Below are 24,081 nucleotides of genomic sequence, written 5' to 3' on the forward strand. Positions count from 1 at the left end.
TTGTGTATAAGAGACCGCCCCCGCCGCCCCTACATCGGCATCCGCGCCACCGTCAGCAGATACGTCCCGTAGAAGAACGACAGCCCGGCCATCGCCGTGAGCGTCGTCAGCAGGGTGCGCCGCCGCGCGCGCGTGAGGGCCAGGGCCGCCGGGAGCAGCAGGGGGAACGCCGGCAGCAGGAACCGCGGTTTGGACGCGAAGTAGCTCGATCCGCCGACCGCGATGACGACGAGCACGAGCGCGTAGACCAGCAGCGCCGTGTGCGGCCGCGGCCGTTCCAGAAGCAGCAGGGCCAGCGCGACGAGCGCGACGGCGATGACCGCCACGGTCATGTAGTACGCCATGGAGTCCCGCCCGGTGATCAGGTGCCGGACGAACCGCAGCGCGTCCAGGCCGAAGTCGAACCGCGAGCCCCACAGCCGCTGCACCTCGAAGTAGCCCAACAGGCCGCCGCCGGAGCGGTATCCGGCCCAGACGACGTAGCCGGTCCAGCCCAGCGGGGCGAGGGCTGCGCCCGCCCACACCCGCCGGTTCCGCCGGGCCTCCGGGTGCCGCCACAGCGTGAGCGCGGTGACGCACACGACGGCCGCGGCGACCGCGATCCCGTTCGGCCGGGAGAGCCCGGTGAGCAGGGCGAGCGCCCCGGCCCACAGCGGCCGGCCGGTGACCAGGGCGTAGAGCGCCCATGCCGCGAGCGCCGTCATCAGCGGCTCGGTGTACGCCATCGACTGCACGATCGCGTGCGGCAAAAGCCCCCACAGCACGACGAGCAGCGTCGCCGTCGTGCGCCCGTACAGCCGCTCGCCCAGCGCGTAGATGCCCCAGGCGGCGGCCGCGGCCGACAGCCAGGCGACCACCAGGCCGGCGCCGACGACGCTGAGCGGGGTGACGGTGGAGACGGCCCGCACCAGACCGGGGTAGAGCGGGAAGAACGCGAGGTCGTTGAAGACGACGCCACGGCTGGTGGGCGAGGGCAGGATCAGGCCGTAGCCGTGCCGGGCGATGCCCGCGTACCAGATGCCGTCCCAGGAGTGGCCGAGCAGCGTGCGCGGGTGGCGGCCGATCCACCAGGCCCAGGCGGCCATCGTCGCCATGCCGGTCAGCCGGGCCGCCGCGTAGAACGCGAGGGCGGGCGCCGCCCGGCGCAGGGCGTCCCGTGCCCGCTCGGCGCGGCGGACGCGGGCGTTGCCGGACGCGGGGCGGGGCTCCGGCGCCCGGACGGGGACGGCGGTGTCGGCTGACACGGGGGGACCTCCGGCATCCTCGGCCTCCCGGCCTCGGCCTCAGGGCCTTCTCGGCACCTGTGACCGGGGCCTCGGCGGCACCTGTGACTGGGCCTAGTCGGCACCTCGACCTTGCGGCGCCCGTCTCGCGCGCGCGAGCGGGAGCGCCCGTAAGCGGTGCGCCTTCCACCCGCTCGGCGGGCATCGCGGAGTGTCTGCGCGGTCCGCGGCGCAGCGTGTGCTGCGCCGCTCGTGAGCGGGCGGGACCCCTGGGGCACGCCCTGTGCCCGCGCGCACCCGCCTGCATATCGTGAGGCCGGCTCAGGAACCGACAGGGAAGCGGGATCGCATGAACAAGGACTGGAGCCCGGCCGCACGGGTGCAGGGCCTCGGCACCTCGGTCTTCACGGAGATGACGGAGCTCGCGCGGCGCACGGGGGCGGTCAACCTCGGCCAGGGCGTGCCGGAGCTGGCGTCGCCGCCGGGCCTGCTGAAGGACGTCTCGGCGGCGGTCCTGGCGGGCAGCAACCAGTACCCGCCGGCCGTCGGCTTCCCCGTGCTGCGCGCGGCGGTCGCGGCGCACCAGTCGCGGCGCTACGGCCTGGAGTACGACCCGCAGGAGGAGGTGCTGGTGACGACGGGGGCGACGGAGGCCCTCGCCGCGGCGCTGCTCGCGCTCTGCGACCCGGGCGACGAGGTGCTGGCCTTCGACCCCTGCTACGACGCCTACCCGGCGGTCGCCCGCTTCGCCGGCGCGAAGGTCGTCGGCGTCCCGCTCGCCGGACAGGGCGACGTCTTCGTGCTGGACGCGGACGCGCTGCGGGCCGCCGTCACCCCGCGCACCCGGGTGCTGGTGCTCAACACCCCCCACAACCCGACGGGCAAGGTCTTCACCGCCGGGGAGCTCGGCGTCATCGCGGACCTGTGCCGCGAACACGGGCTGACGGTGGTGACGGACGAGGTGTACGAGCACCTCGTCTACGACGGCGCGCACCACGGGACGATCGCCGCGCTGGAGGGGATGCGCGAGCGTACGCTGACCATCTCGTCGGCCGGCAAGACGTTCAACGTGACCGGCTGGAAGGTCGGCTGGGTGTGCGGGCCGGCGGAGCTCGTCCGGGCGGTCGGCGCCGCCAAGCAGTTCCTCACCTACGCCTCCGGCACGCCCTACCAGGAGGCGCTCGCGCGGATGCTGGACGGCGTGGAGGAGTGGGCGGCGGAGCTACGGCGCACCCTGCAGCGCAATCGCGACCTGCTGAGCCGGGGCCTGTCGAGTGCCGGGTTGCGCCCCTATCGCGCGGAGGCGGGGTATTTCCTCCAGGCCGACATCCGCGCGTGGGGGTACTCGGACGGCGTGCGATTCTGCCGTGAACTCCCCACGCGCGCCGGGGTGGTGGCCATTCCCACGGCCGCCTTCAATCTGCGCCCCGATGCGCCGTCCTATCTCGTGCGTTTCTCGTTCTGCAAGCGTGAGGATTCGGTGATTTCGGCCGTGGAGAAGCTGGTGAACGCCGCCTGAACCCGGCCGGTCCGCGGATTTTGCGGCCGGACCATGCTTGATCGCATATGCATCCGGCGGGTTCTGCGGAGCCCGCCGGTCCGCAAAGATTCTGAACAGTTGAACTGCTCGGCCCTCGCGTGGATGGAAAGCACGATGAGATGGGTAAAAACGCTGTGGGCGCTGCTCATTTCATGATTCCCTCTCATTCAGGGACACGTGCCGAGACGACGACTCCCCGGCGGGCTTCGTCGAGGCTGCGGGGAATCCCGTATTCACCGTCCCCGGACCCACGGAAACAGCTCATATGTGGGCATGAGCCGGCGCACTCGAAGACTTTGGTCCTCGTCCGAAGACTCTGGTCCTCCCCGGCGGGCCGGCCCACCCTCCACTGCGTGCTTGCGGAGCCGACCCATGCTCACCACCCTCAAGACCACCTACACCGACACCCGCGCCGCCGACCTCGCCTGGTGCCTGGGCAAGGACCCCCTGCCCGCGCTGGCCGTGCTCGACCTGCAACTCGCCGACTCCCAGGTCCAGCTGCGCCTGCTGGGCGCCTCCCACCAGGTCCTGCTGGAGGAGGACGACGGCGTCTGCTCGGAGACGGTCGCCTGTCTGCCGGGCAGCGCCACCCCGCTGCCGCTCGGGGTCGCCAAGCGCATCGGGGCCTGGGAGTACGAGTTCGCGGCCCGGATAGAAACGCTCTCCCACGGCTCCTTCGCGGGCCGCGCCCAGGAGCTCCTCGCCCTGGTCGCGGAGCACCCCTACGGCCTGGCGGGCACCTTCCCGGGCAGCCCGCACGCCTTCACCGCGCTGCTCGCGCAGCGCTGCGACGGCCAGGTCAGCTGGCGCACCTGGCACGCCTACCCCCAGGAGGGGCGGCTGGTCGCGACGCGCACGAGAGTGGGGGCACGGACGGCGGCGGCACTCTCGTAATAGACCCTTGTGGGTGACAAAGGGTTGCCGTTTCGTAACGTAGCGTTCGCAACATGATCTACCGCCCGGTACCGGCGCGGCTGCCCGTACCGGCCGGGCTCGGCCGCTTCGTGGTGCTGACCACCGTCTTCATCTGCGCCGCCTGCGGGCTGGTGTACGAGCTGGAGCTGGTCGCCCTGGCCTCGTATCTCATCGGCGACTCCGTCACCCAGGCGTCCGTCGTGCTGTCGGTCATGGTCTTCGCGATGGGCATCGGCTCGCTGCTCGCCAAGCGCCTGCGCAGGCGCGCCGCCCTGGGCTTCGCCGCGGTCGAGGCCGTGCTGGCGCTCATAGGCGGGCTGTCGGCCATGGCGCTCTACGCCTGCTTCGCCTGGCTCGGCCAGGCGCGACCGGCCCTGGTCGGCTTCTCCCTCGCCATCGGCGTGCTCATCGGCGCCGAAGTGCCCCTGCTGATGACCCTCATCCAGCGCATCCGCCGCCAGGACGCGGGCGGCGCCGTCGCCGACCTCTTCGCCGCCGACTACGTGGGCGCCCTCGTCGGCGGCCTGGCCTTCCCCTTCCTCCTGCTGCCCGTGCTCGGGCAGTTGACGGGCGCCCTGCTGACCGGCGGCGTCAACGCCGTCGCCGGCGGCGCCCTCGTCCTCTGGCTCTTCCGCGGCGACCTGAGCGTGCGCACCCGCTGGACGCTCGTCGCCGCCAACGGCCTCGTCCTCGCCCTCCTCGCCACCTGCTCGGCCCTCAGCGGCCCCTTCGAGCGGGCCGCCCGCCACGCCGTCTACGGCGGCGACGTCCGCGTGGCCGTCCAGTCCGGGGTCCAGGAGGTCGTCCTGACCGGCGGCGGCGCGAGCGGCAAGCCGCTCTCGCTCTTCCTCGACGGCCGCCTGAGGGTCAATAGCAACGACGAATTCCGCTACCACGAGGCCCTCGTCCACCCCGCGATGTACGGCCCGCACCGCAGGGTCCTCGTCCTCGGCGGCGGCGACGGCCTCGCCGTCCGCGAGGTGCTGCGCTACGAGGACGTCGCCTCGGTGACCGTCGTGGAAGTCGACGCGGCCGTGCTGCGCCTGGCCCGCACCCACCCCGACCTCGTGGCCCTCAACCACGCGGCCTACCGCGATCCGAGGGTCCGGCTCGTCACGGACGACGCCTTCGAATGGCTGCGCTCCCGCCCGCCCGGCGAGGCCTCCTTCGACGTGGTCGTCTCCGACCTCCCCGACCCCGGCATCACCCCCAGCACCAAGCTCTACTCCCAGGAGTTCTACGGCCTGGTGGAGCGCCGGCTGGCCCCCGGCGGGCGGCTCGCCGTCCACGCCGGCACGCTCGCCGCCCGCCCCCACGTCTTCTGGACGGTCGATGCCACGGTCCGCGCGTCCGGGCTGTACAGCAGGCCCTACCGCGTCGACGGCAGCGGCTTCTCCGGCGGCCCGGGCCGCGGCCCCGCGCGCGGCGGCGAGGGCGAGGACTGGAGCTTCCTCCTCGCCGCCCGCGAGCCGCTGCCGCTGCAGCTCCCACCGGTGCGGCCCCCTCTGCTCTCCCTCGACCACGAGGGCCTGATGGCGGCCGGGCGGGCGGCCGAGCGCAGCAGGGAGCCGGGGCTGCGGCCGTCCACACTGATGCACCCGCGGTACGGGGAGTGAGGGGAAGTGCGGGGGAGTGAGGGGAAGTGAGAGGACCGGCTCAAGAGGGAGCGGCGGGGCCGCGCATGCGGCTGCGGAAGGCGCCCGGTGAGCACCCTTCCCGGTGCTGGAAGAACTTGGAGAAGTTCGCCGCGTCGTCGAAGCCGATCCGGCCCGCGATCCGCGCGGCGGGCAGCCCGCTGTGCGCGAGCAGCCGCTTGGCCTCCAGCATCACCCGCCGGTCGATGAACTCCTTGGCGCCCACCCCGGCCGCGGCCGCCGTCGCCCGCGAGAGCGTCCGGGAGGAGTAGCCGAGCGCCCGGGCGTAGTCGGCGACCCGGTGGCTGGTGGCGAAGTCCCGCTCGACGGCGGCCCGGAAGCGCAGGAAGGCGTCGGCCGGGGCGGGCACCCTGCTGCCGACGGGGGCCGTCAGGTGCGCGAGCCGCAGCACCAGCACGGACAGCAGGTGCCGCAGGACGTCGGTGTGCACATCGGAGGGCAGGCCGGTGCCCGTGCGGAAGTCCGCTTCGAGGTGGCCCACGGCGCAGAAGACGGCCTCGCGGTCCTGGCCCACCGGCTGCCACACCACCGGGCGGAAGGGATCGTCGGCCACCGCCGCCACGGGGCTGCCGGACGGCAGGAAACCGGGCTGGACGAGGACGACCGTGCCCTCGATCAGCTCGGGGTCGCCGAACTGCTGCACCTGTCCCGGGCGCACCCACAGCACCGATCCCTCTTCGAGCCAGTGACCGGTGAAGTCGACGGTGTGCGCGGTCGCGCCGGAGCGGACGGCGATGATCTGGTGGAAATCGAGCCGCTGCGGGGTGCCCAGGAGGCCCTCGGGGGCACGCGTGCGCAGCTCGGCCACCGGCATCACCTCGACGCCGGCGGGCGTGCCGGGCGGGGCCTGGTAGACGAGCTCGATGATCTCCCCGGCGGAATGCTTCCCGTCGTCGTGTCGCTTTTTCACCATGACGAGACGCGAGCTTACCTGTTTATGGGCGAAAAACGCCTTTAGCGTGGTCGTAACGCACAAGCCGGTGCGGGAACGCACAAGCCAGTGCGGGCAAGAGAAATGCAGGGACGGACATGGCACGGCAGAAAGACACCGCGCGGCACCAGCTGACGTACGCCTTCGACGCCTACTGCGGCTGGTGCTACGGCTACGGCCCCACCATCCGGGAATTCGCGGAGGCGAATGCCGACCGCATCGAGCTGACGGTGCTCAGCGGCGGGCTGTTCACCGGCCCGCGGGCGCAGCCGGTGTCCGCCTATCCCTACATTCCCCAGGCGGACGCCCGGATCGGCGAGCTGACCGGTGCGGTCTTCGGCCCGGGCTACGCGAAGGCGTTCGCCGACGGCTCGGCGGTCCTGGACTCGGCCGCCGCCGCAACGGCCCTCGCCGCGCTGCGCGAGCAGGCCCCCGAGCGGACACTGGAGTTCGCGGGTGCACTGCAGCGCGCCTGGTACGTGGACGGGCGGAGCCTGTCCGACCCGGAGACGGTGCGGGCGGTCGCCTCCGGGCTCGGCGGCGTGGACGCCGACGCGGCCGTCGCCGCCTTCGCCGACCCGGCCACGCGGCGCGCCGCGGAGGCCGAGTTCCGGGAGGTCCGGCGGCTGGGCGTCGACAGCTTCCCGACGCTGCTGCTGCACACGCCCGGCGGGCTGCGGCGGCTCGGCGGCCCGACGACCAGCGCCCGCGGGCTCACCCGCGCTCTCGACCAGCACTGATCACCGACGCCTGCTGGTTCCCCACGTCGGACCGGCACCTCCCTTCGGACCAGCACTCCCCCTTCGGACCACCCCCACTTCAGCAGCTTTTGCACTGCACTTCCTGAGGAGAAGAACCCCATGGCGAAGATCGCCCTCTTCGGCGCCAACGGCACCATCGGCAGCCGCGTCCTGCGCGAGGCCCTGGACCGCGGCCACCAGGTCACGGCCGTCGTCCGCGACCCCGCGAAGCTCACCGAGAAGCACGAGAACCTGACGGTCGTCACCGGTGACGTCCTCGACCCCCGTTCCGTCGAGGCCGTGGCCCAGGGCCAGGACGTCGTCGTCAGCGCGGTCGGCGGTGGTGACGGTCCCGGGCACGTCGCGACCATCGAGCCCGCGGCGAAGTCGCTGGTGGCCGGGGTCCGCGCGCTCGGCGACAAGGCGCCGCGGCTGATCACGGTCGGCGGTGCGGGCTCGCTGCGCACGCCGGACGGCAAGCAGGTGTGGGACGCCGAGGGGCTGCCCGAGTTCCTGCTGCAGATCATGCACGCCCACGGTGACGCCCTGGACTACTACCGCACCGTGACCGACGTGCGCTGGACCAACCTCAGCCCCGCGGGCCTCATCGAGCCGGGCGAGCGCACGGGCACCTACCGCACGGCCCTGGACGACCTCGTCGTGGACGGGAACGGTAAGTCGCGGATCTCCGCCGAGGACTACGCGGTGGCCCTCGTCGACGAGATCGAGGAGGCGAACCACATCGGCGAGCGCTTCACGGTCGGCGACTGAGGCCCGTACCGGCGACCGGGGGCCGCCGTGACGGAAGCCGGGCGGCGGCGGGCTCCACGAAAATCCGTCCCGAGAGGCCCTGGTGAGGGGCCCGGTGGGTAGGCTCGCTTGATATGGAGCATGAGGTGTTCGTTCCGTTCCCCGTCGAGGCGGTGCGCCGGGTCCTCGCCGATCCGGCGCGGGTGGCCCGGTGCGTTCCCGGCCTGCACCAGGACAGTGCCGACGCCTCCGGTGAGACCGTCGCCGGGCGGCTGCGGCTGCGCATAGGCGGCTCGACCATCACCTACCGGGGCCACCTGCGGCTGACCGAGCGGGAGGGTGCGTACGAGCTCTCCGGCACGGGCGCCGAGGTGCGGGGCTCCGGGACGGTGGCGCTGACGCTGCAGGGCGTGCTGGCGGAGGCGCCGGGCGGCTCGCGGCTGACGTGCGCCGGGACGGTGACCACCGGCGGCCGTCTGGCCGAGTTCGACGAGAAGACCACCGAGGCGACCGCGCGCAGACTGCTGGACCGTTTCGCCGCGGCGCTGGTGGAGGAGCTGCGCGAGGATGCGGAGGAGGAGGCCGGCGGCGGCCCCCGGCTGGAGGGCGGCAGCGTCTTCGACACGGCCGTTCCGTCGCCGTCCCTCGACCCCTCGGCCGACGACGACCTCGCGGACGACCTGGCCGACGACCTCGACGAGGACGAGGTGGACGACGTGGACGACGACGAGCCGCCGGCCGAGGCCGCGCACGCCCGCCGCACGATGATCGGCCGCAGCGCCGAGGAGGTCGACCACGCGCCGCCCCGCGGCCGCTACGCCCCCGTCCCGGCGCCGGAGGCGGCCTCGGCGACGGCGACCGCCCTGCGGTGGGCGGCCCCGGCCGCTGCGGTGGCGCTGGCGTCGGCGGTCGTGGTCGGACGCGTGCTGCGCCGCCGCCGCTGACGGCCCGGCCGACCGGCGGCCTGCCGGGCCGGTGGATCGGCGGACGGCTGGTCCGCGGACCGGCGGCCTGACGGCCTGCCAGCGGGCCGAAACGTGGCTGCCGAGGGGTCGCTGACGCCCGGTCGGGTCCCGCGAACGGTTGCTCCTGTCCCGGGCCGGATGCCCGCGGCGGCGGATGCCCATAGGGTCGTAACCGTGACGAATGACGTACGCACAGACGACGCCGGCGACCGCTCCGGACGCATCGACGGGTCCGCGCAGCCGGTCCAGCTCAAGGCCGGGGACGCCGAGCTCACGGTGGATCCCGCACACGGCTGCCGGCTGACCAGCCTCCGCATCGGCGGGACCGAACTCCTGCGCCAAGGCGACAAGTACGGCTGCTTCCCCATGGTCCCGTGGTGCGGCCGGATCGAGCTGGGACAGTTCCGCAACGGCGGCGAGCGGCACCAGATGCCCGTCAACCACCCTCCTCACGCCATCCACGGCACCGGCCGCGACACGGCCTGGCGCACGGCCCGGGCGGACGCCTCCTCCGCCGCCTTCACCTACGACCTCGCCGCGCCCTGGCCGTACCCCGGCCGGGTCACGCAGCTGGTCGAGCTGGCCCCCGATGCCGTCACCCTCACCATGGGCGTGGAGGCGGCGAGCGACTCCTTCCCGGCGCAGGCCGGCTGGCACCCCTGGTTCCTGCGCAACCTCGGCGCCGGTGAGGACGTCCGGCTCGACTTCACCCCCGGCTGGCAGGAGGAGCGCGGCGACGACCACATCCCCACCGGCCGCCGTATCGACCCCCTCCCGGGCCCCTGGGACGACTGCTTCGGGATGCCCGACGGCGTCGACGTGACCCTGACCTGGCCCGGCGCGCTGGAGCTGAAGGTGGCGAGCCGCGCCGAGTGGGTCGTCGTCTACGACGAGCAGGAGGCGGCCGTCTGCGTCGAGCCGCAGTCGGGCCCGCCCAACGGCCTGAACACCCTGCCGCGCCTCGTCACGCCCATCGACCCGCTGGAGATCTCGACGACGTGGACCTGGCGGACGCTGGCCTAAGCTCATGGGCATGAGCACCCGCGACGCCCTGCTGCAGCAGATCAAGGACAAGGCCGTGGTCCACGGCAAGGTGACCCTCTCCTCCGGCAAGGAGGCCGACTACTACATCGACCTGCGCCGGATCACCCTGGACGCCGAGGCCGCGCCGCTGGTCGGCCAGGTCATGCTGGACGCCACGGCCGACCTGGACTTCGACGCCGTGGGCGGGCTCACCCTGGGCGCGGACCCGGTGGCCACGTCGATGCTGCACGCCGCCGCCGCGCGCGGCCGCAAGCTGGACGCGTTCGTCGTCCGCAAGGCGCAGAAGACCCACGGCATGCAGCGCCGCATCGAGGGCCCGGACATCAAGGGCCGCCGCGTCCTGGTGGTCGAGGACACCTCGACCACCGGTGGCTCCCCGCTGACCGCCGTCGAGGCGGCGCGCGAGGCGGGCGCGGAGGTCGTCGCGGTCGCGACGATCGTCGACCGCGGGGCCGCTTCCGCGATCGAGGGTGCCGGCCTGCGTTACGTCACCGGCTATGCGCTGGGGGACCTGGGTCTGTCCTGACCTGCTGTTTTCTTCTGCCTGGCCGGCCGTTTCCCTGCGGCGTCCAGGCCCGGGGGTGTGGTTTCACGTGAAACCACACCCCCTGTGCATGCCCGGGCTCAAATGAGCGTGGTGAGCCTCATGTGGAGTAATTCGGGGAGTCTGGGAGTATGGGGGCGACGATGACCGTCGCCCCCTAGGTCAGGGCCCCGAACCACGCCCGTACCCGCACATCACAAGGAGCGGACAGATGCCCATCGCAACCCCCGAGGTCTACAACGAGATGCTCGACCGGGCGAAGGCAGGCAAGTTCGCCTACCCGGCCATCAACGTCACCTCGACGCAGACCCTCCACGCCGCGCTGCGCGGTTTCGCCGAGGCGGAGAGCGACGGCATCATCCAGATCTCCACCGGCGGTGCGGAGTTCCTGGGCGGTCAGTACAGCAAGGACATGGTCTCGGGCGCCGTCGCGCTCGCCGAGTTCGCGCACGTCGTCGCCAAGAAGTACCCGGTCAACATCGCGCTGCACACCGACCACTGCCCGAAGGACAAGCTGGACGGCTACGTCCGCCCGCTGCTCGCGATCTCCCAGGAGCGCGTCGCCGCCGGTCAGAACCCGCTCTTCCAGTCCCACATGTGGGACGGCTCCGCCGAGAAGCTCGACGAGAACCTCGCCATCGCGAAGGAGCTCCTCGCCGAGGCCGTGAAGGCGAAGATCATCCTCGAGGTCGAGATCACCCCGACCGGTGGCGAGGAGGACGGCGTCTCCCACGAGATCAACGACGACCTTTACACCACCGTCGCCGACGTCGAGCGCACCGCCGAGGCCCTGGGCCTGGGCGAGAAGGGCCGCTACCTGCTGGCCGCCTCCTTCGGCAACGTCCACGGCGTCTACAAGCCGGGCAACGTCGTGCTCCGCCCCGAGCTGCTCCGCGAGCTGCAGGACGGCATCGCCGCCAAGCACGGCAAGGCCGACCCGTTCGACTTCGTCTTCCACGGCGGCTCCGGCTCCACGGAGGAGGAGATCCGCACCGCGCTGGAGAACGGCGTCGTGAAGATGAACCTCGACACCGACACCCAGTACGCCTTCACCCGTCCGGTGGCGGCCCACATGTTCAAGAACTACGACGGCGTCCTGAAGGTCGACGGCGAGGTCGGCGACAAGAAGACCTACGACCCGCGCACCTGGGGCAAGCTGGCCGAGGCGAGCATGGCCGAGCGCGTCACCAAGGCGTGCGCGGACCTGCGCTCCACCGGCACCAAGCTGAAGTAGCCACCGGCGCAGCCACGGCTGCCCGTACGGCTTCGAGGGCCCGGTCCCGCTCACCGAGCGGGGCCGGGCCCTTCGCGTGGCCGCGCCCGCCCGGCCGGGGGATGATCGCGGCATGAGCGACTCCGCACCGGACCCCGGACGCGGGCCCGGCTCCGAGCGTCCTCCGCTCCCGTCCACGTCCCCGCCTCTGTCCCCGTCCCCGGCAGCGGGGCGGGCCGGGGCCGCGGGAGAGCCCCTCGCGGCCGACGGCGGCCCCGGAGTGCGCCTGGGTACCGCCACGGGGCGCGCGGTGCTCCTGACGGCCGTCCTCGGCTCGGGCATGGCCATGCTCGACAGCACCGTCGTCAACGTCGCCCTGCCGCACATCGGCCGGGACCTCGGCGCGGACCTGGCCGGCCTGCAGTGGACCGTCAACGCCTACATGCTCACCCTCGCCGGCCTGATCCTGCTGGGCGGTGCGCTGGGGGACCGCTTCGGCCGCCGCCGGATCTTCGTCGTCGGCGTGGTGTGGTTCGCCCTCGCCTCGCTCCTGTGCGGGATGGCCCCGAACGCCGGGGTGCTGATCGCGGCGCGCGCCCTCCAGGGCATCGGCGGCGCGCTGCTCACCCCCGGCTCGCTCGCCCTCATCCAGGCCGTCTTCCGCCCCGGGGACCGGGCCGCGGCCGTCGGCGCGTGGTCGGGGCTGGGCGGGGTGGCCTCCGCGATCGGCCCGTTCGTCGGCGGCTGGCTGGTGGACGGCCCGGGCTGGCGCTGGGTGTTCCTGATCAACCTGCCGCTGGCGGCGGTGTGCGTCCCCGTGGCCGTGAAGTACGTACCGGAGACGCGCGACCCGAACGCCGGCGGGCGCTTCGACGTGCTCGGTGCGGCGCTGGGCGCGCTCGCCCTCGGCGCGGTGACGTACGCGCTGATCGCGGCCCCCGACAAGGGCGCTTCGGCCTGGGTGATCGGCCCCGCGGTCGCCGGCGTCCTCTTGGGCGTCGCGTTCTGCCGGGTGGAGGCCCGCAGACCCGGCCCCATGCTCCCGATGGAGATCTTCTCCATCCGCCTGTTCTCGTCGATCAACGCCGTCACGGTGTTCGTCTACGCGGCCTTCAGCGGCTTCTTCTTCCTCTCCGTGCTGCAGCTGCAGGTCGTGCTGGGCTGGTCGGCGCTCGCGGCGGGCACGGCCCTGCTGCCGACCACGGTGCTGATGCTGCTGCTGTCGGCCCGCTCCGGGGAGATCGCCCAGCGCATCGGCCCGCGGCTGCCGCTCACGGCGGGGTCCCTGCTGTGCGCGGCCGGCATGCTGCTGATGGCCCGCGTCGACGGCGGCTCCTCGTACTGGTCGGACGTGCTGCCCGCGCTCGTCGTCCTCGGCCTGGGCATGACCGCGCTGGTCGCCCCGCTCACGGCGACGGTCCTGGCCTCCGTGGACGTGGCCCGCGCCGGACTGGCCAGCGGCATCAACAACGCGGCCGCCCGCGCGGCGGGCCTGGTCGCCGTGGCCGCGCTGCCCCTGCTGGTGGGCATGGGCCCGGACGCCTACCGCGACCCCGAGGCGTTCGGCGACACCTTCCGCAAGGCGATGTACTGGTGCGCGGGCTCCCTGGTGCTGGGCGCGGCACTGGCCTGGTTCACGGTCCGCTCGACGTGCCTGCGCGCCCCCAAGCCCACCGGCGAGGAGCCCTGCCACCCGGAGGCCGCCTACCACTGCGGCACGGCCTCGCCGCCGCTGGACCCCGGGGACGCGTGACCGGGCGCGGCGGCGCCGTGCAAGTCGTGCAAGCGGTCACCGGGCGAGGGGCCACCGGGCGGTGCGCGGGCGGGGAGCCTGCCTGGGGAAAGCCCCCGGTGCCCGGTAACGCAAAGCGCAGCGGAAGGGCAGACTGGAGCCCATGTCCATTCACGAGAACCTGCTCGGGGGCCCGCCCCCGACCCACCTGCCCGACGACCCGGAGCCGCGCGAGCTGCTCGCCTCCGGGGCGGCCCCCGCCGAGGTCGCCGCGAAGTACCCGGCATCCTCGCTCGCGTGGGCGCAGCTCGCCGACGAGGCGTTCGAGGCCGGCCGGGTCGTCGAGTCCTACGCCTACGCCCGCACCGGCTACCACCGCGGCCTCGACGCCCTGCGCCGCAGCGGGTGGAAGGGCCACGGCCCCGTCCCCTTCGAGCACGAGCCGAACCGCGGCTTCCTGCGCGCGCTGCACGCCCTCGCGCGCGCCGCGCAGGCGATCGGCGAGCAGGAGGAGTACGAGCGCTGCTCCACCTTCCTGCGCGACAGCTCCCCCACGGCCGCCAGCACCCTGGGCTGAGCCGCCCCACGGGCACCGGACACCACTCTCGGCTCTTGCCGTAGGTGGTGTCCGGGACGCATGATGCGCGCAGGGGACCGGGGCTCCGAAGGCGACGGAAAGGGGCGGACCGCTACCCGGGAGCAACGCGCCTAGGAGTACGCGATGTCGCATCCGCAGCCGCCCTTCCCCATGGCCCCCGAGGCCACCGGGCCGGAGACCGCCGAGTCCCCGAACCTCGAATTCCGGGGCACCACGCCGTACGAGGACTACGTACGGGCCGAAGTCCTCACCCGCCTCCAGAAGCCCCTCTCCGACGACCCCGGGGAAATGGTCTTCCTCGTCACCACCCAGGTGATGGAGCTGTGGTTCACCGTCATCGTCCACGAGTGGACCACCGCCGCACGCGCCCTCCGCGAGGACGACCTGCCCACCGCCATGGCGGCGCTCCGGCGCTCGACGTACGAGCTGGCCTCCCTCAACGCCTCCTGGGAGCCGCTGGCGCACCTGACGCCCACCCAGTTCAACGCCTTCCGCGGCGCGCTCGGCGAGGCGTCCGGTTTCCAGTCGGCGACCTACCGGCGCCTGGAGTTCCTCCTGGGCGAGAAGGCCCCGGCCATGCTCGTGCCCTACCGCGGAGCGCCCCGCACGCACGCCGAGCTGACCGAGGCGCTGCACGCCCCGAGCCTGTACGACGAGGTGCTGCGCTGGCTTGCGCGGCGCGGGCACGCGATACCCGCCGACGTCCTCGACCGCGATCCCGCCGAGCGGTACGTCCCGGTCCCGGCCGTGGAGGACGTGTGGCAGCGCGTCTACGCGGGCGACGAGGGCAGCGAGGAGTGCCGCCTGGGCGAGGCCCTGACCGAGGTCGCGGAGCTCGTCTGGCGCTGGCGCAACGACCACCTGGTGGCCACGCGCAGGGCCATGGGCGCGAAGGTGGGCACCGGTGGCTCGCCGGGCGTCGCCTGGCTGGAGAAGCGCGCGGCGAAGAGCGTCTTCCCCGAGCTGTGGACGGCGCGCAGCCGTGTCTGACGCGGTGCCGGCCAAGGAGGCCGCGGCGCTCGACGCCGCCGACGGACTGGCGCTCAAGCGCGCCGAGTTCGACCTGGACGACCGCGTCGTCTACCTCGACGGGAACTCGCTGGGCGCTCCGCCGCGCGCCGTCGCCGGGCGCCTGGCCGACGTGGTCGGGCGCGAGTGGGGGCGGCTGGGCATCCGCTCCTGGGAGGAATCCGGCTGGTGGGCGGCGCCCGAGCGGGTCGGCGACCGCGTCGCCGCTCTCGTCGGGGCCGGACCGGGCCAGGTCGTGGTGGGCGACTCGACGAGCGTGAACGTCTTCAAGGCGGTCGTCGCCGCCGTCCGTCTCGCCGAGCGGGACGGCGACGGCCGGGACGAGATCCTCGTCGACGCCGCCACCTTCCCCACCGACGGCTACATCGCCCGTTCCGCCGCCCGCATGACCGGTTGCCGGATCCGCCCCGTCGACGCCGCGGACATGGCCCGCGAGGCCGGCCCGCGCACCGCCGTCGCCCTCGTCAACCACGTCGACTACCGCACCGGCCGCCTCCACGACCTCCCCGCCGTCACCGCGGCCGTCCGCGCGGCCGGCGCCCGCACCGTGTGGGACCTGTGCCACAGCGCGGGCGCGCTCCCCGTCCACCTCGACGCCGGCGGGGCGGACTTCGCGGTCGGCTGCACGTACAAGTACCTCAACGGCGGCCCCGGCGCGCCCGCTTTCCTCTACGTGCGCCGCGCCCTGCAAGACCGTTTCGACTCCCCGCTCCCCGGCTGGAACTCCCACGCCGACCCCTTCGCCATGGACCCCGCCTACGCACCCGCCGACGGCGCCGCCCGCGGCCGCGTCGGCACGCCGGAGATCCTCTCGCTCCTCGCCCTCGACGCCGCCCTCGACGTCTGGGACGGCGTGGACCTCGCGGCGGTCCGCGCCAAGAGCCTCGCCCTCACCGACTTCTTCCTGCGCTGCGTCGAGGCATACGTGCCGCAGGGCCGCGTCGAGTCCGTGACGCCGCAGGCACACGCGGAGCGCGGCAGCCAGGTGTCGCTGCGCTGCGCGGCGGGCCCCGCGGGAGGCGCCGGGGAGGTCATGGCGGAGCTCGTCCGCCGCGGCGTCGTCGGCGACTTCCGCCGCCCCGACGTCCTCCGGTTCGGTTTCACGCCGCTGTACACGCGTTTCGCGGACGCGGAACGGGCCGCGCGGGTGCTGGCGGACGTTCTGGCAGATGTGGGGGAGGGGGCCGGGCGATGACGGCGGACGAAGAGGAAGCCGCCCTGTTCGGCCTGCCGTACGTCCCGCCCGACGCGACCGTCCCCTACGGCCCGCACCCGAGCCAGGTCGTCGACTTCCACCTGCCCGCCGCCCCTTCCGGCGTGCGCGTGACGCTGCTGCACGGCGGGTTCTGGCGCGAGGCGTACGACCGCCGTCACCTCGCACCCCTCGCGGCGGCCCTGGCCGCGCGCGGCGTGGAGGTCGCCCTGGCCGAGTACCGCCGCGTCGGCGCGGACGGGGGCGGCGGCTGGCCGCAGACCCTGGACGACGCCCTGCGCGCCCTGAACGTCCGCGTGCGCCCCGGCGGGCCGCCCTCCCGGCATGTGCTCGCCGGGCACTCGGCGGGCGGGCACCTGGCCCTGTGCGCGGCGAGCGGGGTCGTGCGCCCGCCCGGCGTGGACGCCGTCGTCGCCGTGGCACCGGTCGCCGACCTCGCCCGGGCGCGGGAGCTGCGGCTGAGCGGGGGCGCGGTGGACGACTTCCTGGGCGCCGGGGAGCACCGTTTTCCGGGCGCCGGGGGGCACCGGTTTTCGGGCGTCGGGGGGCACCGCCCGCAGGCCGATCCGGTCCTCCGGGGCCCCGCCCGCGTCCCGGTCACGGTCCTCCACGGCGACGCCGATGCCGACGTCCCCGTCGCCCTGTCCCGGTCCTACGCCGCGGCGGCGATGCGGCACCCCGGGGCGGACGTCATCCTGCAGATCCTCCCGGGCGTGGGCCACTACGCCCCTGTGACACCGGGCACTGCGGCGTGCGGCACGCTGCTGACGGCGCTGGGGGCCGGGGCGCTGTAATCCCCCTCCGTAATGCCCCTTCGTAGTCCCGCTCCGTAGTCCCCCTCCGGGGCGGCGTCCGTCTTAAGGAGGACCCCGAGAGATCCCCATTCATGGGGACGCCCTACGAATGCCCGTTGCCTACGGTTGATGGCGTGACCGACACCTATGAGCCCCGCATGCGCAGTGAGATGCGGATAGCGAGAGGCGCCCTCGACCGGCTGCGCGAGGACCTCTTCCACGACGCCTTCGCCTTCCGGCCGCTGCCGCCGCTCGCCGCGGACCACGGGCTGGTCCGGCTGCTGCCCCGCCGGGCCGCCCGGTACGCCCGGTGGCTCCCGCACGCGGCGTTCACCGCCTTCACCGGCATGGTCATGCTCGTGACCTTCGCCGAAGCGGGCGGACTGCTCGGCATGCTCACGGCGCTGTTCGTCGGCGTGCCGATGCTGATGACGCTCTTCCGGCCGGTCGGCGCCTGGTGGCTGTCCGCGGGGGTGCTGCTCTTCACCAGCCTGTTCTTCGGCGGCTACGCCATGGGCCCGTGGAACCCGGTCACCTTCCTCTCGCACCTCGTGGTCATGCTGGTCGTCACCTTGCGCACCCGCCCGCGGGTGGCGGCCGAGATGTGGCTGCTGACCGGCGCGCTGGGGGTGTTCATCAGTGTGTTCGCCCGGGCCGGCAGCCCGTACGACACCATCGGCGGCGACATGGCCGAGATGATGCTCCTGGCCGGAGTGCTGCTCTTCGCCGCCGCCGCCGGCCGCGGCCTGCGCGAGAGCAAGCAGCAGGTCGCCGCGCAGGCGGCCGTCACCGAGGTCGAGCGTTCGCGCCGCACCGTGCTGGAGGAGCGCACGACCATCGCCCGGGAGCTGCACGACGTCGTGGCGCACCACATGTCGGTCGTCGCCATCCAGGCCGAGGCCGCCCCGTACCGGGTCGAGGACACCCCGCCCGAGCTCGCGGCGGCGTTCCAGACGATCCGGGAGAACGCCGTCGCGGCGCTGACCGAGCTGCGCCGGGTCCTCGGCGTCGTCCGCTCGGAGAACCCCGACGCGTTCGCCGATCCGGAGGCCCCGCAGCCCACGCTCGAAGCGCTCCCCGGCCTGATCGAGAACGTCCGCTCCGCGGGGCTGCCCGTCGAGCACGTGACGACGGGCGCCGTGCGGCCGCTGCCGCAGGGCGTGGAACTCTCGGCGTACCGGATCGTGCAGGAAGCGCTCAGCAACGTCCTGCGGCACGCGCCGGGCGCCGGTGCGCGCGTGGAGGTCAGCTACGTCCTCGGCGGGCTGGGCCTGCGCGTGGTCAACGGCGCGCCGAACCGGCTGGCGAAGCCGTCGCCCGGCGCCGGCCACGGCGTCCTCGGGATGCGCGAGCGCGTCGCGATGCTCGGCGGCGAGATGACCGCGGAGGCGACGGCCGAGGGCGGCTACGAGGTCGCGGTCTTCCTGCCGGTCGCCCCGGGCGAGCAGACCGCTCACGGCGAGGCCGCCGCATGACCATCCGCGTGCTGATCGTGGACGATCAGATGATGGTCCGCGAGGGCTTCTCCGTCCTCCTGAACGCCATGCCGGACATCGAGGTCATCGGTGAGGCCGTCGACGGCAGGCAGGCTGTGGAAAAGGTCGCCGCTCTGCGCCCTGACGTCGTCCTGATGGACATCCGGATGCCCGTGCTCAACGGACTGGAGGCCACCCGGGAGATCGTCGCCGCCGATGCGGACGCGAAGGTGCTGGTCCTGACCACCTTCGACCTGGACGAGTACGTCTACCAGGCGCTGCGGGCGGGAGCGAGCGGCTTCCTGCTCAAGGACGCCTCGGCGCGGCAGCTCGCGGACGGCGTGCGGGTGGTGGCCGCGGGGGAGGCCCTGCTGGCGCCGACGGTCACCAAGCGCCTGATCCAGGAGTTCTCCCGGCTCGGCGCGCCCAGGCCGCCCACGCAGGAGCGGGTCGGGGAGCTGACCGAACGGGAGACGGAGGTGCTCGTGCTGGTCGCGCAGGGGCGCTCCAACTCGGAGATCGCCGCGCACCTCGTCGTCGCCGAGTCGACCGTCAAGACGCACGTCAGCCGCATCCTGGTGAAGCTCGGCCTGCGCGACCGGACGCAGGCGGCGGTCTTCGCCTACGAGGCGGGCCTGGTCACGCCGGGCGGCTGACCGCCGCCCGGCACGGCGGACCTGCCCCCCGGCAGCCCCGGCCTACCCCCGCGGCAGCACCAGCCGCCACCCTTCCGCGTGCGTCGTCCACGTCCGTCTGCGGACCGGGCCCGCGAGGGCGTTGTCCGCCCGGTAGCGGAAGGCCGGGCCGGAGACCGTGATGCGGCGGGCGCGCGAGCGCTGAGGGGGGCGGTCGGCTTCGTGCGTGTGGACCGTGAGCTCCGCGAGGCCGCCGTCCGCGGCCGCCACGGAGAGGCGGGTGAGCGGCCGGTCGAGGTCGGTGACGAGCACCCCGTCGGCCTCGACCCGCAGCCGGGTGCAGCCGGGCAGCGGGACACGGCCCGCGGCCGCCGGACCGGTCAGCAGGGTGAGCGCGGAGCGGGCCGTGCGCGCGGCGGGGGACCACCACGGCTGGTGACCTTCACCACCTCTGCCGCCCACGCCTTCTCCCGCGGCGCAACCCGGGCCGGCGCCGGCGTCCACCGGCTCCATGGCCTCCACGCCGCCCTCGGCCGCCTCCGCAGACCCGTTCGGCCCAGCCGCGCCCGCCGGTGTCGCCACGGCCGGCACCGGCCCGGCCGGCACGTCCGTCTCACCGCCGGGGCCGTAGCCGCCGGGGATCCACAGCCCGCCGAGAACCACACCCCCGCCGTCGTCCACCAGCACGTCCAGAGGCCGCTCAGCGCCCTCCAGGACGGCCCGGGCGGCGGCGACGGTCCCCAGGGGCACCCCGAGCGTACGAGCCAGCGAGACGGCCGGCAGGGGCCCCACGGGGACGAAGGACACCGGTATGTCGCCCAGCTCGCGGCGGCGGTGCAGGACGTTCACCACGTGCAGCAGGGCGCTGTCGTCGCCGATGACGACCGGCCGCCGCCGGCCGCGCCGGGCCAGGGCGCGCTCGACCTCCTCGGGCCCGTCCGGCAGACAGATCTTGGTCGCTGCGCCGCCGCGGAGCACGTCCCTCGCGATCCGTACGGACTCGCCGTCCACGCGGCGTGCGACCGGGTCGATGACCACGAGCAGAGCCTGCTCGCTGGGGTCTGGAGCCGACACCTCGGTCCTTCCTCAGGTGCTGTTTTTCCGGGGGCACGACCCCAGGGCCCCCGGTCGCGACCCGGGGCCCTGGGTCTTTCTGTTCGTCCCCCGAGCGAAATATTCGGTAATCTCTCGGTGCAAGAGCCCCTGTCGCTGTTGCGCCAGGGGCTTCGTCTATCCGGGGCACCGGTTCGACGGCTCTAGCGGTGGTGTACGCCTTGAGCAAGCGGGGTGACACCACCACGCACGTTGGACATGCCCCGCCCGGAAGGGGTGTACGCCTGTGCCCGCACTTGTGCTGCTCGGTGCTCAGTGGGGTGACGAGGGCAAGGGAAAGGCCACCGACCTCCTCGGTGGATCCGTGGACTATGTGGTGCGCTACCAAGGTGGCAACAACGCCGGCCACACGGTGGTCGTCGGCGACCAGAAATACGCACTGCACCTCCTCCCTTCCGGGATCCTCTCGCCGGGGTGCACCCCGGTCATCGGCAACGGTGTGGTCGTCGACCCGGCGGTCCTGCTCTCCGAGCTGAGCGGGCTGAACGAGCGCGGCGTCGACACGTCCAAGCTGCTGCTCAGCGGTAACGCTCACCTGATCACGCCGTACCACACGACGGTCGACAAGGTGACGGAACGCTTCCTCGGCAAGCGGAAGATCGGCACCACCGGCCGCGGTATCGGCCCGACCTACGCGGACAAGATCAACCGCGTGGGCATCCGCGTCCAGGACCTCTACGACGAGTCGATCCTGGAGCAGAAGGTCGAGGCTGCCCTCGACTTCAAGAACCAGATCCTGGCGAAGCTCTACAACCGCCGCGCGATCGACGCCGCCAAGATCGTCGACGAGCTGCTGGCCTACGCCGAGCAGATCAAGCCCTACGTCGCCGACACGACGCTGATCCTGAACAACGCCATCGACGAGGGCAAGGTCGTCCTCTTCGAGGGCGGCCAGGGCACGCTGCTCGACGTCGACCACGGCACGTACCCCTTCGTCACCTCCTCCAACCCGACCGCGGGCGGCGCCTGCACGGGTGCGGGCGTGGGCCCGACGAAGATCAACCGCGTGATCGGCATCCTGAAGGCCTACACCACGCGCGTCGGCGCCGGTCCGTTCCCGACCGAGCTGTTCGACAAGGACGGCGAGGCGCTGCGCACCATCGGCGGCGAGCGCGGTGTGACCACCGGCCGCGACCGCCGCTGCGGCTGGTTCGACGCCGTCATCGCCCGCTACGCCACCCGCGTCAACGGCCTGACGGACTTCTTCCTCACCAAGCTCGACGTGCTCACCGGCTGGGAGCAGATCCCGGTCTGCGTCGCCTACGAGATCGACGGCAAGCGCGTCGAGGAGCTGCCCTACAGCCAGAGCGACTTCCACCACGCGAAGCCGATCTACGAGATGCTGCCGGGCTGGACCGAGGACATCTCCAAGGCCAAGACCTTCTCGGAGCTGCCGAAGAACGCCCAGGCGTACGTGAAGGCGCTCGAGGAGATGTCGGGCGCCCCGATCTCCGCGATCGGCGTCGGCCCGGGCCGTGACGAGACGATCGAGATCAACTCGTTCCTTTCGTAGCTCGTCCGCTTCCCCGGGGCGCCTCCCGGGGGAGCAGCACGCGCGCGTGCACGTCGCCCCGGTGGTTCACAACCACCGGGGCGTCGTCGTGTTCAGGTGATCTTCGGGTATCAGCCGGTCTTCCGGTAGACCAATGACGCGTCTTTCGTGCCCGAGTCCACGAAGTCGCGCCGCATCCCGCCGTCCGGCAGCAGCACCAGGTCGGAGGCCGAGCCGGGCTGGCAGGCCGAGGCGGGGTTGGCCCGGGTGACGCTCGACGGGCCGACGCGCAGGGGGGACCCGCCGGTGCCGCCGCCGGTCGCGGTCGCGCTCCACTGGCAGGTGTAGGAGGTGCCGTCGTCGAGGGTGCCGCTGCCCTGGATGGTGACGGTGACGACGGTGCCCCGCGAGATGGTGATGGTCCGGCTGTTGGTGCGCGCACCGCTGCCGAAGGTGGACTGCCAGGTGCCCGCGAACGCCTGGGGGCCCGTTCCGGCGCCGGCGCTGTCGTCGCCCGTGGCCGGGCTGGTGGCGGGCGCGGGCGTGGCGCCGCCCGTGGAGGGGGCGGTGGGCGGCGCGCTCGTTCCGGGAGCGGAGGACTGCACGGGACCGCTGCTGTGGGCGTTGTTCTTCGCGGACTCCTGCTGCTTGAGGAGGAAGACCACGCCCCCTCCGGCGATCAGGCCGGCGGCCACCACGGCGGCCAGGATGACGGGAGTGCGCGAGCGGCGCGGAGCGGGCGGACCGTAGGGGACGGGCCCGGCGACGTAGGTGCCCGAGTCGTAGTGGCCCGCAGCGTGCCCGGGAGCGTGACCGTGGCCGTACGGGTGCGGCTGCGGCTGCGGATAGCCGTACGGGGCGGGCGCGGGCAGCGGCGCGACCGGCGGCAGGGGCTGAGCGGGCTGTCCGGGCGGGGGCGGCGGGCTGCCGGCGGTGACGGTCGGCGGGTCCTGCCGCGCGGGCGGCAGGGCCGGTGCGCCCGCCGGGGATATCGCCGTGGGCGCGTGCCCGGGCTCCTCGCCCTGCGGGGACCGCGCGGGCTCCTCCACGTTTAGCAGCTGCACGGCGTGCCGCCCGAGCTGGGCGACGAGCCCGGCGGGCAGCCAGGGGTCGGCGGACCGCAGGTCGCCGAGGAGTTCCTCGACGCCGGTGACCTCCAGGACCTGCGCGGGCGTGGGCCGCTCCTGCGGGTCCTTCGCGAGGAACGACGTGATCAGCGGGCGCAGCCCGTCCGGCACGCCGGTCAGGTCCGGCTCCTCCTCCGCGATGCGGAACATGAGGGCGTGGACGCCGCTGTCGGCCGTGCCGAACGGCATCCGGCCGGTGGCCGCGTAGGCCAGCACGGAGCCGAGGCAGAAGACGTCGCTGGCGGGCGTGATCCGGCCGCCGCGCACCTGCTCGGGCGACATGAAGCCGGGGGAGCCGACGGTCGCGCCGGTGCGGGTGAGCCCGTCGCCGTCGGTGACGGTCTCCAGGGCGCGGGCGATGCCGAAGTCGATGACGCGCGGGCCGTCGAGGGTGATCAGCACGTTGGACGGCTTGAGGTCGCGGTGGACGATGCCCGCGGCGTGGACGGCCTGCAGGGCGCGCGCGAGGCCGGCGCCGAGGATGCGCACGGAGCGCTCGGGCAGGGGCCCGAAGTCCCGGTCGACGACCTGGCGCAGGGAGGGGCCCGCGATGTAGCCGGTGGCGACCCAGGGGGTCCCGGCCTCGGTGTCCGCGTCGAGGACGGAGGCCGTCCACTCCCCGCCGACCTGGCGGGCGCTGTGCACCTCCTGCCGGAAGCGCCGCCGGAACTCCTCCTGGCCGGCCAGCTCGGGGTGGACGAGCTTGACCGCGACGGTGCGGCCCCGGTCGGAGCGGGCCAGGTAGACCCGGCCCATGCCGCCGGCGCCGAGGCGTCCGAGCAGCCGGTACGCGCCGAGCGTGCGTGGATCCTCTGGCCTCAGGCTGTCCATGTGCAGGTCCTCCGTGTCCCCCGTGTTTCCTTGCGGAGAATAGCGGGAGCGCAAAGAACCGGGACCCCGCACTCGGAAAGTACGTGGCCCCGGTCCGCACTGCCCGGCGCCCGGGCGGTGGCTGGGGGAGGGTCAGGCCGGAATGATGTTCTCCGCCTGGGGGCCCTTCTGGCCCTGGGTCACGTCGAAGGTGACCTTCTGACCCTCCTGCAGTTCCCGGAAGCCCTGAGTTGCGATGTTCGAGTAGTGCGCGAAGACGTCGGCGCCGCCCCCGTCCTGGGCGATGAACCCGAATCCCTTCTCCGAGTTGAACCACTTCACGATGCCCGTAGCCAAGATGATCTCCTCGATGGCGGCGGTGCCGGAATTCCCGGGCACCGCGGAATTACACGTCGCGGTAAGGCCCTTCGGACCGCCGGCCCGTAAAACACGACGGCGCCTGAAGGTCGCAGACCTTCAGGCGCGCATATGAATGGGTCCATAACTGCAACGGAAAATGACCGTAGCATGCGGCTCGTACCA

The 24,081-nt window shown here is 73.4% G+C and carries 22 protein-coding genes; 17 read left to right on the top strand and 5 right to left on the bottom strand.

Annotated elements, in window-relative coordinates; all coding sequences use genetic code 11:
* Window positions 1-29: 29 nt before the first annotated feature.
* Window positions 30-1,244 (bottom strand): hypothetical protein, encoded by a 1,215-nt coding sequence (locus ACSNOG_RS13485; protein WP_436752866.1) that lies wholly within the window; start codon window positions 1,242-1,244, stop codon window positions 30-32.
* Between the two features lie 328 nt (window positions 1,245-1,572).
* On the opposite strand from ACSNOG_RS13485, the gene ACSNOG_RS13490 reads away from it, so the two are divergent.
* The 3 genes from ACSNOG_RS13490 (at window position 1,573) to ACSNOG_RS13500 (ending at window position 5,294) form a co-directional block, all read left to right on the top strand.
* The gene (locus ACSNOG_RS13490; protein WP_436752867.1) at window positions 1,573-2,742 is read left to right on the top strand and encodes an aminotransferase class I/II-fold pyridoxal phosphate-dependent enzyme; all 1,170 of its coding nucleotides are present in this window, start codon (window positions 1,573-1,575) and stop codon (window positions 2,740-2,742) included.
* Window positions 2,743-3,135: 393 nt separating this feature from the next.
* Window positions 3,136-3,657, top strand: coding sequence for a DUF2617 family protein (locus ACSNOG_RS13495; RefSeq protein ID WP_436752868.1), 522 nt, complete (start codon window positions 3,136-3,138; stop codon window positions 3,655-3,657).
* A 53-nt stretch (window positions 3,658-3,710) separates the two neighbouring features.
* Window positions 3,711-5,294, top strand: a complete 1,584-nt coding sequence (locus ACSNOG_RS13500; protein WP_436752869.1) for a polyamine aminopropyltransferase — start codon at window positions 3,711-3,713, stop codon at window positions 5,292-5,294.
* A 40-nt stretch (window positions 5,295-5,334) separates the two neighbouring features.
* Here ACSNOG_RS13500 and ACSNOG_RS13505 read toward each other — a convergent pair whose 3' ends face one another.
* Window positions 5,335-6,246, bottom strand: coding sequence for a helix-turn-helix domain-containing protein (locus ACSNOG_RS13505; protein ID WP_436752870.1), 912 nt, complete (start codon window positions 6,244-6,246; stop codon window positions 5,335-5,337).
* Between the two features lie 116 nt (window positions 6,247-6,362).
* Here ACSNOG_RS13505 and ACSNOG_RS13510 point away from each other — a divergent pair, with 116 nt between their 5' ends.
* The 13 genes from ACSNOG_RS13510 to ACSNOG_RS13570 all read left to right on the top strand — a co-directional run bounded on the left by ACSNOG_RS13510 (window position 6,363) and on the right by ACSNOG_RS13570 (window position 19,017).
* Window positions 6,363-7,004, top strand: coding sequence for a DsbA family protein (locus ACSNOG_RS13510; protein WP_436752871.1), 642 nt, complete (start codon window positions 6,363-6,365; stop codon window positions 7,002-7,004).
* 120 nt (window positions 7,005-7,124) lie between these two features.
* On the top strand, window positions 7,125-7,775 hold the full coding sequence (locus tag ACSNOG_RS13515) for an NAD(P)-dependent oxidoreductase (protein WP_436752872.1): 651 nt from the start codon (window positions 7,125-7,127) through the stop codon (window positions 7,773-7,775).
* A 113-nt stretch (window positions 7,776-7,888) separates the two neighbouring features.
* Window positions 7,889-8,698: an SRPBCC domain-containing protein gene (locus tag ACSNOG_RS13520; RefSeq protein WP_436752873.1), complete on the top strand. Its 810-nt coding sequence runs from the start codon at window positions 7,889-7,891 to the stop codon at window positions 8,696-8,698.
* Window positions 8,699-8,893: 195 nt separating this feature from the next.
* On the top strand, window positions 8,894-9,742 hold the full coding sequence (locus ACSNOG_RS13525; RefSeq protein WP_436752874.1) for an aldose 1-epimerase: 849 nt from the start codon (window positions 8,894-8,896) through the stop codon (window positions 9,740-9,742).
* A gap of 4 nt (window positions 9,743-9,746) precedes the next feature.
* Window positions 9,747-10,289: an orotate phosphoribosyltransferase gene (gene pyrE, locus ACSNOG_RS13530; protein ID WP_436752875.1), complete on the top strand. Its 543-nt coding sequence runs from the start codon at window positions 9,747-9,749 to the stop codon at window positions 10,287-10,289.
* 229 nt (window positions 10,290-10,518) lie between these two features.
* On the top strand, window positions 10,519-11,541 hold the full coding sequence (gene fbaA / locus ACSNOG_RS13535) for a class II fructose-bisphosphate aldolase (RefSeq protein WP_106682282.1): 1,023 nt from the start codon (window positions 10,519-10,521) through the stop codon (window positions 11,539-11,541).
* Between the two features lie 112 nt (window positions 11,542-11,653).
* Window positions 11,654-13,273, top strand: a complete 1,620-nt coding sequence (locus ACSNOG_RS13540) for an MFS transporter (protein ID WP_436752876.1) — start codon at window positions 11,654-11,656, stop codon at window positions 13,271-13,273.
* 142 nt (window positions 13,274-13,415) lie between these two features.
* On the top strand, window positions 13,416-13,829 hold the full coding sequence (locus tag ACSNOG_RS13545; RefSeq protein ID WP_436752877.1) for a DUF3151 domain-containing protein: 414 nt from the start codon (window positions 13,416-13,418) through the stop codon (window positions 13,827-13,829).
* A gap of 144 nt (window positions 13,830-13,973) precedes the next feature.
* Window positions 13,974-14,840 carry a tryptophan 2,3-dioxygenase gene (locus tag ACSNOG_RS13550; protein WP_436752878.1) on the top strand — a complete coding sequence of 289 codons (867 nt, stop codon included), beginning with the start codon at window positions 13,974-13,976 and terminating at the stop codon, window positions 14,838-14,840.
* Window positions 14,833-16,074 carry a kynureninase gene (gene kynU / locus ACSNOG_RS13555; RefSeq protein WP_436752879.1) on the top strand — a complete coding sequence of 414 codons (1,242 nt, stop codon included), beginning with the start codon at window positions 14,833-14,835 and terminating at the stop codon, window positions 16,072-16,074. Before ACSNOG_RS13550 ends, kynU begins: the two co-directional genes overlap by 8 nt.
* Entirely contained in the window at window positions 16,071-16,886 is an 816-nt protein-coding gene (locus ACSNOG_RS13560; RefSeq protein WP_436752880.1) for an alpha/beta hydrolase, read from the top strand. Before kynU ends, ACSNOG_RS13560 begins: the two co-directional genes overlap by 4 nt.
* Window positions 16,887-17,044: 158 nt before the next feature.
* Window positions 17,045-18,361: a sensor histidine kinase gene (locus ACSNOG_RS13565; RefSeq protein ID WP_436752896.1), complete on the top strand. Its 1,317-nt coding sequence runs from the start codon at window positions 17,045-17,047 to the stop codon at window positions 18,359-18,361.
* The gene (locus ACSNOG_RS13570; protein ID WP_436752881.1) at window positions 18,358-19,017 is read left to right on the top strand and encodes a response regulator; all 660 of its coding nucleotides are present in this window, start codon (window positions 18,358-18,360) and stop codon (window positions 19,015-19,017) included. The genes ACSNOG_RS13565 and ACSNOG_RS13570 overlap by 4 nt, the downstream gene beginning before the upstream one ends.
* A gap of 42 nt (window positions 19,018-19,059) precedes the next feature.
* Here the strand turns inward: ACSNOG_RS13570 and ACSNOG_RS13575 are convergent, their stop codons facing one another.
* Entirely contained in the window at window positions 19,060-20,070 is a 1,011-nt protein-coding gene (locus tag ACSNOG_RS13575; protein WP_436752882.1) for a hypothetical protein, read from the bottom strand.
* A gap of 265 nt (window positions 20,071-20,335) precedes the next feature.
* Between ACSNOG_RS13575 and ACSNOG_RS13580 the strand changes: the two genes are divergently transcribed.
* On the top strand, window positions 20,336-21,622 hold the full coding sequence (locus tag ACSNOG_RS13580; RefSeq protein ID WP_336008934.1) for an adenylosuccinate synthase: 1,287 nt from the start codon (window positions 20,336-20,338) through the stop codon (window positions 21,620-21,622).
* 110 nt (window positions 21,623-21,732) lie between these two features.
* On the opposite strand, the gene ACSNOG_RS13585 is transcribed toward ACSNOG_RS13580, so the two are convergent.
* Window positions 21,733-23,559 (bottom strand): protein kinase domain-containing protein, encoded by a 1,827-nt coding sequence (locus ACSNOG_RS13585; protein WP_436752883.1) that lies wholly within the window; start codon window positions 23,557-23,559, stop codon window positions 21,733-21,735.
* Window positions 23,560-23,691: 132 nt separating this feature from the next.
* Window positions 23,692-23,895 carry a cold-shock protein gene (locus ACSNOG_RS13590; RefSeq protein WP_030367030.1) on the bottom strand — a complete coding sequence of 68 codons (204 nt, stop codon included), beginning with the start codon at window positions 23,893-23,895 and terminating at the stop codon, window positions 23,692-23,694.
* Window positions 23,896-24,081 lie beyond the last annotated feature (186 nt).

The sequence above is a fragment of the Streptomyces sp. URMC 124 genome (assembly GCF_051386455.1).
Lineage (GTDB): Bacteria > Actinomycetota > Actinomycetes > Streptomycetales > Streptomycetaceae > Streptomyces.